The sequence below is a fragment of the Pseudomonas sp. Pseusp88 genome (assembly GCF_047303955.1).
GTDB lineage: Bacteria > Pseudomonadota > Gammaproteobacteria > Pseudomonadales > Pseudomonadaceae > Aquipseudomonas.
In genome coordinates this window covers 23,403-35,909 of record NZ_JBGLYM010000044.1, presented here as the reverse complement: position 1 = coordinate 35,909, position 12,507 = coordinate 23,403, and the positions used below count along the sequence as shown (strand labels likewise).

Here is a 12,507-nt window from a genome sequence, read left to right as displayed (position 1 = left end):
CCCAGCCATACGTCGCTTTAAACAAGAAAAAATAGAGTGTTTTTTCTTCTTTTAAAATGGACGGAAAAAGCATTTTAATCGACTTAACCAATTGATTTTAAAATTAAATCTTTGAAAGAAGAAAAAAATCTCTTGCGCTTTGAATTTGCGGTGCTACACCTCAGAAGCTGCTTGGCAAATTTGGAACTCTACATTTGGATCTCATAGACTGGCCTGCAGCAGGTGGTGATGGAGACGATCCTACTAGCCCCCATCGCTTAACCATTTCCCCATCCGTTTGAAAAGCGGGACTGGAGGCAAATGATGCGCAAGCCAATCGAGCCTGGTTCGCCAAAGTCGGACAAAGGCCAACACGATCTCACTCCTACCGTGCCTGCTCCTCAGGCTACCAACGGCCCACAAAGCCTACAAAGCCTACAAAGCCTACAAAGCCTACAAAGCCTACAAAGCCTACAAAGCCTACAAAGCATGCGCGGCTCATGTAGCCGACAACTGCGATCCTCACCCGGCGGTACACTCTCAAACCAAACCGTCAAAGCGGTGAGCGGTATAAGCGAGCAACCCATTGCTGCGAACGCCACATCGCGAATCCCAGGCGTTCATCCGCAGGTGGTCACGTTAGTGAGCTCTGACCGTTTGATAGTTGGCTTTGCAGTTACCATTGCCGCTTATAGCATGGTGATTGAGTGCTTAGGAGACGGCTCCCGTAATCAACTTTCCGAAGGCCTTGGCTCTTACGCCTTAAGCGGATTCGAAAAGCACGAGCTCAGTCAGCTAAGTGCTGAATTGAAGGAGCCATGGCCTCACGAACTTAACATCGAAGGGATCACTCCTGAGATGCGCATCCAGATGGTTGAATGCGCTCGACGGAAGTCTCGGCTGTGCTCGGAAGTTGAGAGTATCATCGCTGGAGTATTCAGGAGCAAGTGTCTCAAGGGCTCCACGAAAAAGAGAGATGCGTGGTACGCAGTTCGCCAAGAGTGCTCTCTGTTGAATATCAAGTCGCCTTCGTACAGCAGCACTGCCGATCGCCTGGATGTTTTGTTGTGCCAAGAAGTTCTTCGGTATCGCTAGAAGCTCCTCCGAAGAGACTATAAGTAAATACTACTGGAGTAGTAAAGAGTTAAAATAGCTGGACGGTACTTTCAGAAGGCCGTCCGCCACTAATCGGAGGTTTCGCCATGAACATTTACAGTGTGTCGGGTGAAGAGGCCAAGGTTGTTGTCTACAACGATGATATTTGGTTCGTAGAGGGGATCAACGAAACTGCCAAGCAGCTACACCTCAGAAATGTTCGCAACAATAAGGTGTATTTCGCTTTGTACTGCCGTTGTGACGGTCGTTGATCATCAGGCCCTGATTCAGGACGCAGTCGCCAACATCGCAGCGAAGGAGGTGTCGCGCTCGTTGATTCTGGTTAACGGGTTTACCCCTGAGCAAATGAAGAATGCACAAGACATGTGCAGGATTATCGTCAGGGAGCTCAGTGGGGAAATTACCGCTCAGGAAGCTGCAGAGGAATGTGGGCTTAGCCGTCCCTGTTATTACGAGGCTCGCCGTAAGTACAGCCAGGAGCTTAGTCCCGCCAGCCTGGAAGTGAAGAAGCATCGGCGTAAGCATCGCGAGCACCTGAGCTGACCCGGAGCGTTGTGGTCAGTCAGGGGTGTTAGGCCTAGTGCTGTAGTTGAGATATTCGAACGCCAGAAGCCCAGCTTCTCGAAAAAGCCGCGAGCGAAAAACTCGCGGCCGGACTAATCAGCCAGCGAGCCAATAGTTGGTTAGCCAACAGACAACAGCCGACCAACTGACCAACCGATCGCAAGTAGGACAGGTCAAATAAACCGTCTCTCGGTTTCATACACTTGAGATTTCTATGTCCAACACAACAGGATTCACAGTCCAAGACTTAAACCATTCGCGCGGCGCCTAACGCCGGTTTCACCGAGCGTACCTCATCACGTTTCCAGTTTAGCGCCTGAAGAAGGCTCTATGAAGGCTGAGAAACGTTGAGGAAGGTTCTGTCCATCGTCACTGATCAGAGGTATTCGCCATGAACTCTTTCGCAGCACCAGACGGCAGTACTCAAATCGTTAGCTATCAGAAGGATCTTTGGGTGGTCGAGGGCATTGACCAGACCAGCAGAAAACTGCACATCAGATGTGTGCGCAACAATAATGTATGTTCAGTTAGCGCCGGTGACGTCGAGCAAGTCGATCACCAGACGCTCAATCAGGCTGCAACTGCCAAAATCGCCGAAAAAGAAGCAAAGCGGTCGCTGATCCTGATTGAAGGCTTCACTACCAAGCAGATGGAGCAAGCGCACGACCGGTACAACATCATTGAGCGGGAGCTCAAAAAAGAGATTTCCGCTGAGCAAGCCGCCAAGGAATGCGGGCTCAGTCGTCCTCGTTACTATGAGGTGCGTCGCAACTACAACCCCGAGATTGGCCACATCGGTTTGCTTACCAAGAAGCGTGGGCGTAAGCAAGGCGCAACGACCCTTTCTCCCGAGATGGAAAAGATCATCGCTGATCAGTTTTGGTTGTATCGCGGCCAGGGTGCTTCATACCGCACTGTATGGAAGGGGGTTCAAGCGGTCTGCCATGAGCTGCAAATTACCGAAGTGCCTTCTTACGAGACCATCTGCGACCGCATGAACAAGCTGTCCGAATACGAAAAAGCGGTTCCTGTGCGTGGCAAAGACTTTGCTGATGACAATTTCCAGCTCAGGGATGGTTTCCGTGGTTTCAGTCGTGCGCTTGAGCAAGTCCAGATGGATCACACCGTCGCGGACGTCTTCCTGTCTAGCACTGAGGAGCCAGACAAGTCCATTGGCCGCCCTTGGATCACCTTGGCAATATGCGCCAAGACCAAGGTGATCCTCGGCTTCTACATCGGCATTCGCTCTCCCAGCCTATGCAGCGTGGCTCATGCTCTCAAGCACGCTGTGATGCCTAAGGAAGGCTTCATGAAGAAGCTGGGTCTCGAGGATCACGAGTACGAGTTCTATGGGCTTTTTGACGAACTGCTGACTGATAACGCTCGCGAGTTCAAGTCGGGCAATCTCGAAGCTGCCTGTGTTTTGGAGGGTATCAAACACCGGCTCAGGAGCCAGAAACAGGACGGCGGTATCTGTGAACGAGTTTTGGGCACTTTGAACATCGGTGCAGTCCAGATGCTGCCCGGCGGGACGGCTTCGAGGACTCGGAAGGACAGGGACTATGACCCTGAGAAGCATCATGCGATGACGCTTGATGAGTTCATCAAATACTTCACGCTTTCCGTTTGCGAGTATCACGACACCAGAGGAGCAGATAAGAAAACGCCGCGTGAGCGTTGGCTCGAGGCCATGACCGACAAAGATGGAGCGCCCATCATTCCCCGGCATGTCCACAACCCCAAGAACTTCATCATCGAGGTCATGCCAGAGAAGAACCCCACCGTTACCAGGACGGGGCTCAAAGTCAATGGTTTCCGCTATTCGAAAGATGTCTTGCGGCCCCTTGTCGGCAAGCGGGTACGCGTGAAGTACGACCCGGTCAACCTGTCCTCCATCCTCGTTCGTATTGAGGGCGAGTGGATTCAAGTGCCTGCGCGTGAGCAAACCACTGGAACTCTTGCCGCCCGGGAGCGTGTAATCAAGTCACTGTCCCAAGCAGGGAAAAAGGCAGGGAAGATGGGAGAACGGGCCATCAGGGCGTTCCTCGCTCGCACCAAAATGCTCAGCAACGCGCTCGCACTTCCCAGTCCTGCGATGCGCAAACAGCGTGAAATCATTGCTGCTGACAAGTTTGATCCGCTGCTCAAGCACCACGTCAAGAAAGCCAAAAATGTCACGTACCAGCTGCGTGATTTCTCGGTAACCGTCGAAGAGTTCGAGGGAGAATAACTATGGACTTGTCTCATTTGGCCCCTAAAGTCCAGCAGATCGCCCTCATGGATAACGTGGCTCGTATTGCGTACTGCGACATGCCTGTCTGGATCAAGACTAGCAGCACCAAGTCTTTCCTTGATGTGATCGCGCGGATGATCGAGCTTCAGCATATCGGTAGTCGCTCCTGCCTTGGGCTAATCGGACTCAGCGGCATTGGCAAGACAACGATGGTAGAACGTGCAGAGGCGATGTTTAACACCCCTGACGCCACTCGCATTATCCGCATCGACTTGGCCACCTGTGGTCGGCACATCGATCTCCAGGAAGTTTTTCTGAGCAAAATAGGCTTCCCGGAGAAAGTGAAGGCGATGAGCAATCCCAATGGTGTGAAGCGCGCGAAGGAGAGGCTGGAGCAAATGCAGGCAGCGGTTTGCATCCTCGATGAGGCAAACGCGCTGGTCGGAGCAAGGCACATGCTCATTCAGTCCAATTACACCTATCTGCGCGGTATGGCGAACCGTGACGTGGGATTGAATGTGGTTGTCGTCGGGACTGACGAACTCAAAACCCACCTGGCTGTAGATCCGCAATGTCGCTCTCGCTTCGGACTCTGGGAGATGCCCGCGTGGCAGGCCGACAGCGTGGAGTTCTCGCGCTTCTTGAAGGCTTTCGTGAAATTTATGCCGCTCAGGAAGGTCTCTGTTTTGGATACCAAGGTAATCCAGGCCGATCTGGTAAATGGGTGTAATGGGAGCACGCGAGAGATCGTGAAGGTGTTGGTCGCCTCTGCGAAACTCGCAATTCAGTCGGAGGAGGAACGGATCGATAAAGAGCTGATCAGCCTGAGTCGCAGCATGCTGCTGCCCACGTTCGGTGATGACTGAATCCGTGTGGCATGGATGGGTATGCAGTTCAGCCAATGAGCCGCCGTTGCATCGTGCTCTGACTCTTATAAGACAGCGCCGTAAGGCAGAAGGAACGGTGATCATAGTGAGAGGTGAGGCGGGCGCTGGGGCAAGCGCTTTCGCCTCACGCCTTCACCAACTGCTAGCCCGCGACGGCATGCGTTCAGCATTGGTGCCGAGGATGGCCATGAATACCGATTTCGTGTTCATGACCCATCTCCTGAGGTCGCTAGGATTGCCCATTTACTCTGCTGAGATCCACTCCCCCCGGCCGGGTAGCCGACCTTACGTCGCGGCCCTTCATTTGAGGCAGTATCAGGCGATCGTCTTTGAGGATGGGCACGATTTCTTCAGCAAGCACCAGCAGAAGCACCATTTGATTTATCAAGTGCTGTCCTATCTCCTAAAGCCTCCGTACGGCTACGACATTGTGCTCTGTGGTACGCATGTCGGATTAACGGAAGTGGGGTTAAGGGCTCTCGATATGGGGATCGAGGTCGTGTTCCTGGATCTGAAGGCTATGGAGTGCGGTGAGGCGTATCAACACTTCGTTGCCGAGACGCTGAAAGCACTGGCCCTGTCCAGGATCCCTACCTACCTAATTCCCCCGGATAGTCCGTCGGCCATACCCGGCCCACTCCAGCAAGGAGCAATGGACGTCGAAAGCGACTTCATCAGAATGATGAGGCCTGTGAGCATTCCCATCCGATTTCCCGAGTTCGTGACGCCTCAAGGTATCGATCTCTGCGAGCTTAATGCGCACACGAAGGGGCTTGTAGGCAAAACTGTCTCTGCTCTCGGAAGCTTTAAGGCCTTAACGGTGTTCAACGCCGAGGCAGGGGCAGGGACAGGAAAAGCGCTCGAAAAAGTACCTCTCCTTCATAAAGAGGTGACCGGGGGTGCCGGAGTTGCAGATGTACGCAGAGCTAATAACGTTGAACTCGATGCTCGCTCTTTGAAGCCGCAAGATTCCCAGCTTGCTGATGCGCGATGTGCTCACGCACCTAAACCCCGGGCGACATCTGGGCGAGGATTCGAAACGTACTTGAAACCGATCGCTGACGAGACCTTGGGCTCCTGGCTGTCGCGGAATGCATGCTCGCCAACGATCACAACCATTCATGACGATTTTCTGCGGTGGTGTACAGAACTAACTCAGGGTCGTGAGCAGTCCTACGACTCCTATTCGCGTCAACTGCTCCCGCATGCAGGTCGCACACCAGATTTCGCCGCTCTACCCACCTCTGCAAGGTTGGCCTGGGAGAGGGAGATCGAGCTGTCCGATGAAGGCGTTGCCGAGCAGCTGCTCTGGGATCCAGCAGTGCTACTAGGCTCCGCGGGCCATGGTAATAGTACAGGACGAGTCAGGCTTGAGCATGACACTCTCTATCAATCCCCGGCCTTTCTAGACGTATTTCCAGCGCAGATGCAGCATCGAATACCCATCCAGTTTTTGCTGCCAGGTGATGCCACACATCCTCGCGAGAACCGTAAATACTGTGCTCAGTGCATTGCCGACGATGTGGCCGCATTTAGAGCGCCCGCGCTGCGGCGAGCGTGGCGAAAACGTGGGGCAGCCGTCTGCACTTATCATCGCCACCCCGTTTTGCTGCAGCGCCTTGACAGGAGCAGTCTCAGCGAACTGACCGGATCCTGGCTTGCGTACTCCCAGCATACTCAGCGCGAAGCCTTCGATCACGGCACCGGAATGATCAGCCGAAGCGCACGTGGCTTTCAGGAGGTATCTTCAGAGTGCGGGATCTGTCGAATTGTGGGCCGCATACAGAACTGGGTTGAAAATTCGCCAACTCAGCCAACCGCCACTCAGCCCTCTAAGTACGCCCTGTACTTCCTACTGGGTTATTTCCTCTATCAACCTAATTCTAATAGTGATGGGGGTATCGCGCGGTGGTTCTTCAGTTCGGAGAAAGGTTCGAAGGTGAATGCTATGTTGTACGAAAAACCAACAGTCTATCAACTGGTGGCAAACATAGAAACTGGGTCTCCTAAGTCGCTAGCGATGGCGTATTTACTTGTCGGGTGTGCATTCGAATTGATTGGGCCACGTGAACACGGCTTCCTCAAAAGTGTGCTTACGTTCACCGATAGTCCATTCCCCAGTGATCGCGCTCAGATCAAAACATTAGCGCGGTGCTTTCAGGACTACCACTGTGTTGCAATGTGGGAGAGCGCACAGTGTAACCTTTCTGAAGAGGATTTGATTCACGTGGAATGGCTGCTCAAGACACAGTAGTTGGATAGTATCGATGGAATGTCGTTGTGAGTTGAGCGGCGTATTTTCCAATCAAAATTTCTTACCGTTCCTTTGCGTTGAGCCGCCTGCAGTGATTTAGGAGGAGTGCCAACTGAGTCAGTGCCTAAGATCCAAATGCCCGCAGTGGCGGGTGATGCCGCTCAGCGTTTCGAGCTGTGGGAAAGGAACATGGCGCACGGCGCATGCAATTTCGTAGCGCGTCAGACAGGTCAAAGCTGCGGCGCCAGTGCTTTGGGTATCAGGCCATGTCGGTGACCAACAATGCTCCTCGGACGGTAGGTCGTAGACGGACGAAAATGGCATGACGTCAATTTATGCTTAATCTACAATTCCTTGTGATGCCCGAGATAGAGCCATCCAGAGGCAGGTTAGGGTGTAGGAGGGTTCTAGTGGCGCTGTGTAAAAAAGGTACCTCGAGCGCGCAGGCCAAGCACGTTTTATCGGTAAATTGGTAGCTAAATCTCCCTGCGCGCGTTCGCAGCTCCTCTAAACGCTGGGATGGAAAGGTTTAAGGTAAATTGACATATGTCGATTTCGGTATGGTACCTAGGCACATGATGGCACCGGTTTTCGCAAACGAACATGACCTTCATCATTGTTTCAGAAACCGATCCAATGAGCTAAATCGCTCAAATGAAAGACATAATGGAGCGTGCCCTTGGAAACTCCAGAATGATGAAAGACGACTGAATCAGTATGCTTGTTCGTTGTCCGGAAGAGCGTTGAGCCCTCAGGACAGGTATCGATTAGCGCCAGACGTGGCCCAGCGTGGCGCTTTGCGACATTCCTACCAAACGTCTTTGAACCCCTTTAACACACGTAAGGGTTGGACTACACTCTAACTGCCCCCAAACCAGGTACGGAACCATGAGCCGACCCCATACCTACGTAGAGATTCGAGAGCTTCAGCATTTGCTGACGAGGCTGACGGACGAGACAAATCGTCTCGAGGCCAGCGACTCAAATTATCAGCTCGATCTTGAGTTCAGCAAGGAACTTGACCAGTTGATTCAGCGTTATGGTTATAGCGATGAGGAGGCTCTGAGACTGATCGAAATTGTGAATGTCTATGAGTCCGAGGAAGGTTCGGAGCTGCGAAAGCTGATTTGAAAAAAGCTTGAGCCAGAATGATGTGGCTGACTCTGGAATGTAGGAATTGATACAAATGCGTGTTTTGAAGGGTGAGGATTACAAAATGACAAACCTTAATGAGTACTTCTCTCTTAAAAGTCAGTTGACCAAGCTTGAAGAAACACCAGGTCTCGCTAAAGATCGTGCATTCACGGAGGAGTTTATAAACTTGAAGGAGCGCTACAATTTCAGCGCGAGCGATGTGTTGCGCTTGATAAAACCAGGCCTCGCTTTCACCGGTATTTCTTCTGCAGAGCGCGTTCACGAAGCTCTCCAGTCGATTAGTAAAAATGCTTTTGCCACCAAATCAACTGCAAAATCGATGCGCCGGTACAGGAATCCCCATACGGGTGAAGTTGTTGAGACTCGCGGGTCGAATCACAATCGGCTGAAGGCCTGGAAAGAGGCGTATGGGGCCGACACCGTTAATTCATGGAGAGAGTTATAAATCGACCCTCTTTGTGAGAAAAACCGTTCTCTCCACCCGGTTCCATCTGGTCAGTGATGGTTCACAACGATGGCCAGCCACGTTCGCAGGTACAAGACAACATCACCATGCCGTTGCGCTCAGCATGAGCCCCAACCGCCGTGGTGGCTATTCATAACATCGAGAATTGTCTTCGACGTTCACCTGAACACGAGCTTCTCTACCTCGGGTACATAAGATCACACGCGGTCAAATCGAGGTTGTGCGCGAGGCCCAGTGACAGAATTGGGGGAGGGCTAGCGGGAGGATCATTCAGACTCGCGCCAGTACCGGCTGACCGTCATCTTATTCACACCCAGATTCTGAGACGTCTGCGCCTGGCTCAAGCCCTGGGCTTTGCACTCCTGAATCGAGGCCTTCAGATCTCGATCAATCACCCGGCCGGCCGGCCTGCTGCGTAGCCCATTGTCGTCCAACTCTGACCGAGCTGCTACGAGTGTGCCGGCGGCATCCAGTTCGCGCATCTGTTCTGTAAATCTCTCTACGAGCGTATCAACGGTCATGCCTTCCTGGATGAGCGTGGCTGCGCCGACCAGCAACAGGGGAGACGCCCCGTATGCCTCTGATAAGTCCTGCAGCTTGTCCAAAGTGGGGCTCGACTTACCGTGCTCAAGCTGACTTAGGTACTGACGATTGCTCCCCCCGGGAATTGACTCCTGGGTCAACCCTTTGTGAGCTCGCAGCGCGCGAAGGATCGCGGCTAAAGGTACCTTCATCGACACAGGCATTCCTCAAAACCGAGGATGTAGCCATGTTGTGCCGTAACACTCTACCGTATATAGTAGTCGTACAGTTACGACGTGCCCACGTGGCTGAACCTGCCTCAGGGTGGGTTCAGGCAGGCGGGTGAGGGCAGCGGCTCAGGGCGACATCTCTCTACCAGATATCAATTTAGCCCTAAACCGTCGATTGTGATTTTTCTCCTCCAGCCCTAGGCAAGCTGTAGAAACCAGGCCAGCAGAGGTTACGTTCGGGTATTGGCAATCAGCTGCAGAGGCGGCCTCGGAACTGGATGAAGAGCTCAAAGCGCGAAGTCGATAGCGGTGGTCTCCGGAATCGGTGTGCAGCGAACAGAGCAGCGTCGCGTGCCGAGAGGCCTGGATTTTTGTGAGGGGCCACCAGTGAACAACCCAGCATTCCCAGACCCTTCGGCATTCATGGTCAAAACCTTCGGATCGACGATTAGAGACCTGACCTTCAACAGGCTACCAACGGTGATTAAAAAATCGAAAGCGGCGATACCAGAGGATGACGTAGTGGGGTTTCTTTTATGCGCGCTGTATCGACCGCCGCGAATGACCGGGTTGATCTTCTGTAATCGCATAAGCCTCTTACCCCCGGGTCTGCCAGCTCATACGCCGCCAGTAGTGAGACGGTTTCACCGCAACGGGTACCTGGTGGTGGAGGCCGACACGGGCGGGTTGTTCGTGGTGGCCCACCATTACTTTGAAAACGCTGCTATCAGGCCGTTTTTTGAAGTTCATTGAACACAGGTCATCAACTCAGGACATCACGCTGGGACAGATAGAGTGAATTGCTATAACTACAGACTATAAATCCTTGAACAGCTTGCAGACCGCCGCGGAGGTCAAGTCGAGCTCGATTCCCGCGTGCATCCAACGTGCTATAGCCGTGCAGTTTGAATTTTCGGCCACCGCTTACATGTGCTGCGCGAGTGTGGATCACGAAATCAACTGCCTGGTAGGTGTGGTTTACCAAGAACAACGCGGGCGTTTTCGAGATGGGGCGACTGTTCGGACGTCTTTGCTACGTCGACGGTTCGAGAGCCACGGATACCACGTCGTCGAAACGAGCAATGGCAGCTCATACGTTGTTTGCGAGTGGGCACCGGACGGACTGAGCCCACGATTTTCTGGAGTACGCCATTAGGCATTTGGGCCATGAACCCCGCAAGCAAAGCCGTTAAAGGCCGCATGAACTATCAAGCGTATTCGGAAACGGCAAAGCCCCTAACGGTGCCGGCGAGGTGGTCAAACAGGTGAGCAAATACTCACACCGTGCAACCTCTAAACCACCTTGAAACACAGCAAACTAATAAGTGACCGAGCGATGAAGCTACGAATTTACTCAGACCTGCATAACGAATTTCACCGCTTTGACCCGCCGGCCCTCGATCCCGACGTCGACCTGGTGATTCTCGCCGGGGACATCGATAAGAAAGCTCGCGGAGTAAAATGGGCCAATGAAACGTTCCGGTGCAAGGTCGCTTACATCAGCGGCAACCACGAGTACTACGATGGGCACATCGACCGGACTTTGCGCAAAATGCGAGATGCTGCAGGAAGCCATGTACACGTTCTGGAGAATCAGTCCCTCATCATCAACGGCACCCGCATCTTGGGCACCGCGGCATGGACGGACTTTTCCTCAACGGGCGATCAGGTCGCCGCGAGCAAAATGGCTTGGCAATGGATGAACGACTTCAACTACATCCGGGCTGATGCGGGGTACCGACGCCTTAGACCCGATGACCTCGTCACTCGCAACCATGTAGCCAAGGCGTGGCTGGCTGAGCAGCTTGCCCAGCCTTTTGAAGGCAAAACGATCGTCATAACCCATCACTCACCATCGCCCGCAGTGGTGGGTACCAAGCATGACGGCCACCTTAACGCCGCGTATACGAATGACTGGCCGGGGCTTATCGAAAAGGCAGATCTGTGGGTATTCGGTCATACGCATCAGGCAGTAGATGTTGAGCTAGCTGGCTGTCGGGTCGTCTCAAACCCTCGGGGATACCCGCGAGAGCAAACGGGCTTTGATCCCCTGTTCGAAATACAAATCTGATGAGCATCGATGTTTTGAAACGAATGATTGGATCGCCCAAAATCACCTCACGCATTGCACGGACGGCGGCCGGCCAAGCGCCGTTACCAGCAGAAGTCGAGCGTGCTATGACCTATGACTGGGGTGTTCTTGTCGATGCCTATCTCATGGATGCCGGTCGGGTGGGGGATAGATACGCAGCCACTGTTTTCTGTGATCGCTCGGGCAGAGCTGGTGACGGCGTGACGGTCGCGACGCCCGCTGTAGAGCACGTATCCACGCAGGGTGGCTTTCAACTACTACGTGCCGTAGCTGCGTCTGACCATTACGTGATCGTTTCCGAACTCCGTGAAGAGAGAGGTAGTGATGGCGACCGCGATTGAATGGCCAGCGCTTATCTTAAAGGCGTCCACGGTCAAATTTGCCGAGCCCATCACTGCCTACCTATGGATGCCAGAGGCGGAATTCCCCTGTGTGATCGGAAGGGTCTACATGGATCGCCAGGGTCGCTTCAAAGATGGTCGCCTGGTTCGCACGGTTGCGGTCATGTCGTTGTACGAAGAGGCTGGGGACGGTGCTATTCCCCTCGGATCGTACCGACCAGATTACTGCTTTCGAGAGCAGACCTGAGCGTTCGGCACCGTCACCTCCGCCCAGCCTAATGCTGCGCGCCGTCGGACATATCCCGGGCAGTAGCGTACAAACTTACCTAAAAGAGACAATATTTATATATTTGCGACAAGCTTTCACCCCCACCCCCTTGAAAAATTTAAACGACGACGGAGTTTTATATTTGAGGGCAAAGGAAAAAGCTTGGATCTCACGGGCGGCGAAATTTTGGTGATCCCGCACCGCCTGCGTTGGCTGTTTTGCTTTGGCCTTGGCTGATGATCTTCGCTTTGCTGTTGGGGGATTAACAGACCAAACGGCGACTGGCCGTCCTCATGGGGCAGGGGCGATCGTTCTTCGGCGGCAAAGCCGCCGCCTTCTCTTTGGCTACAAATTGAAATTCCTAAAGACAAAAAATTTGTCGCTAACACGGCGCTGCTAC

The 12,507-nt window shown here is 53.2% G+C and carries 9 protein-coding genes; 8 read left to right on the top strand and 1 reads right to left on the bottom strand.

The window, feature by feature from the left end; all coding sequences use genetic code 11:
- Nucleotides 1–2,050: 2,050 nt before the first annotated feature.
- The 5 genes from ACCD02_RS29820 (at nucleotide 2,051) to ACCD02_RS29800 (ending at nucleotide 8,633) form a co-directional block, all read left to right on the top strand.
- Entirely contained in the window at nucleotides 2,051–3,889 is a 1,839-nt protein-coding gene (locus tag ACCD02_RS29820; protein WP_413309789.1) for a Mu transposase C-terminal domain-containing protein, read from the top strand.
- 2 nt (nucleotides 3,890–3,891) lie between these two features.
- Nucleotides 3,892–4,758: a TniB family NTP-binding protein gene (locus ACCD02_RS29815; RefSeq protein ID WP_413309787.1), complete on the top strand. Its 867-nt coding sequence runs from the start codon at nucleotides 3,892–3,894 to the stop codon at nucleotides 4,756–4,758.
- A gap of 208 nt (nucleotides 4,759–4,966) precedes the next feature.
- Nucleotides 4,967–7,033: a hypothetical protein gene (locus ACCD02_RS29810; protein ID WP_413309785.1), complete on the top strand. Its 2,067-nt coding sequence runs from the start codon at nucleotides 4,967–4,969 to the stop codon at nucleotides 7,031–7,033.
- Nucleotides 7,034–7,921: 888 nt separating this feature from the next.
- A complete protein-coding gene (locus ACCD02_RS29805; RefSeq protein ID WP_413309783.1) occupies nucleotides 7,922–8,164 on the top strand; it encodes a hypothetical protein in 243 nt (80 codons plus the stop codon).
- Between the two features lie 55 nt (nucleotides 8,165–8,219).
- The gene (locus ACCD02_RS29800) at nucleotides 8,220–8,633 is read left to right on the top strand and encodes a histone-like nucleoid-structuring protein, MvaT/MvaU family (RefSeq protein WP_413309781.1); all 414 of its coding nucleotides are present in this window, start codon (nucleotides 8,220–8,222) and stop codon (nucleotides 8,631–8,633) included.
- 287 nt (nucleotides 8,634–8,920) lie between these two features.
- On the opposite strand, the gene ACCD02_RS29795 is transcribed toward ACCD02_RS29800, so the two are convergent.
- Nucleotides 8,921–9,388, bottom strand: coding sequence for a helix-turn-helix domain-containing protein (locus ACCD02_RS29795; RefSeq protein WP_413309779.1), 468 nt, complete (start codon nucleotides 9,386–9,388; stop codon nucleotides 8,921–8,923).
- 405 nt (nucleotides 9,389–9,793) lie between these two features.
- Here ACCD02_RS29795 and ACCD02_RS29790 point away from each other — a divergent pair, with 405 nt between their 5' ends.
- The 3 genes from ACCD02_RS29790 (at nucleotide 9,794) to ACCD02_RS29780 (ending at nucleotide 11,839) form a co-directional block, all read left to right on the top strand.
- Nucleotides 9,794–10,159, top strand: coding sequence for a hypothetical protein (locus ACCD02_RS29790; RefSeq protein WP_413309777.1), 366 nt, complete (start codon nucleotides 9,794–9,796; stop codon nucleotides 10,157–10,159).
- A gap of 583 nt (nucleotides 10,160–10,742) precedes the next feature.
- Complete coding sequence (locus tag ACCD02_RS29785) at nucleotides 10,743–11,477, top strand: metallophosphoesterase (RefSeq protein WP_413309776.1); 735 nt, start codon at nucleotides 10,743–10,745, stop codon at nucleotides 11,475–11,477.
- Complete coding sequence (locus ACCD02_RS29780) at nucleotides 11,477–11,839, top strand: hypothetical protein (RefSeq protein ID WP_413309774.1); 363 nt, start codon at nucleotides 11,477–11,479, stop codon at nucleotides 11,837–11,839. Before ACCD02_RS29785 ends, ACCD02_RS29780 begins: the two co-directional genes overlap by 1 nt.
- The last annotated feature ends 668 nt before the right edge of the window (nucleotides 11,840–12,507 follow it).

Bases quoted from the DNA above. Each gene is read 5' to 3' on its own strand.
- ACCD02_RS29820 (WP_413309789.1), top strand. From the start codon at position 2,051: ATGAACTCTTTCGCAGCACCAGACGGCAGTACTCAAATCGTTAGCTAT.
- ACCD02_RS29815 (WP_413309787.1), top strand. From the start codon at position 3,892: ATGGACTTGTCTCATTTGGCCCCTAAAGTCCAGCAGATCGCCCTCATG.
- ACCD02_RS29810 (WP_413309785.1), top strand. From the start codon at position 4,967: ATGAATACCGATTTCGTGTTCATGACCCATCTCCTGAGGTCGCTAGGA.
- ACCD02_RS29805 (WP_413309783.1), top strand. From the start codon at position 7,922: ATGAGCCGACCCCATACCTACGTAGAGATTCGAGAGCTTCAGCATTTG.
- ACCD02_RS29800 (WP_413309781.1), top strand. From the start codon at position 8,220: ATGCGTGTTTTGAAGGGTGAGGATTACAAAATGACAAACCTTAATGAG.
- ACCD02_RS29795 (WP_413309779.1), bottom strand. From the start codon at position 9,388: ATGAAGGTACCTTTAGCCGCGATCCTTCGCGCGCTGCGAGCTCACAAA.
- ACCD02_RS29785 (WP_413309776.1), top strand. From the start codon at position 10,743: ATGAAGCTACGAATTTACTCAGACCTGCATAACGAATTTCACCGCTTT.
- ACCD02_RS29780 (WP_413309774.1), top strand. From the start codon at position 11,477: ATGAGCATCGATGTTTTGAAACGAATGATTGGATCGCCCAAAATCACC.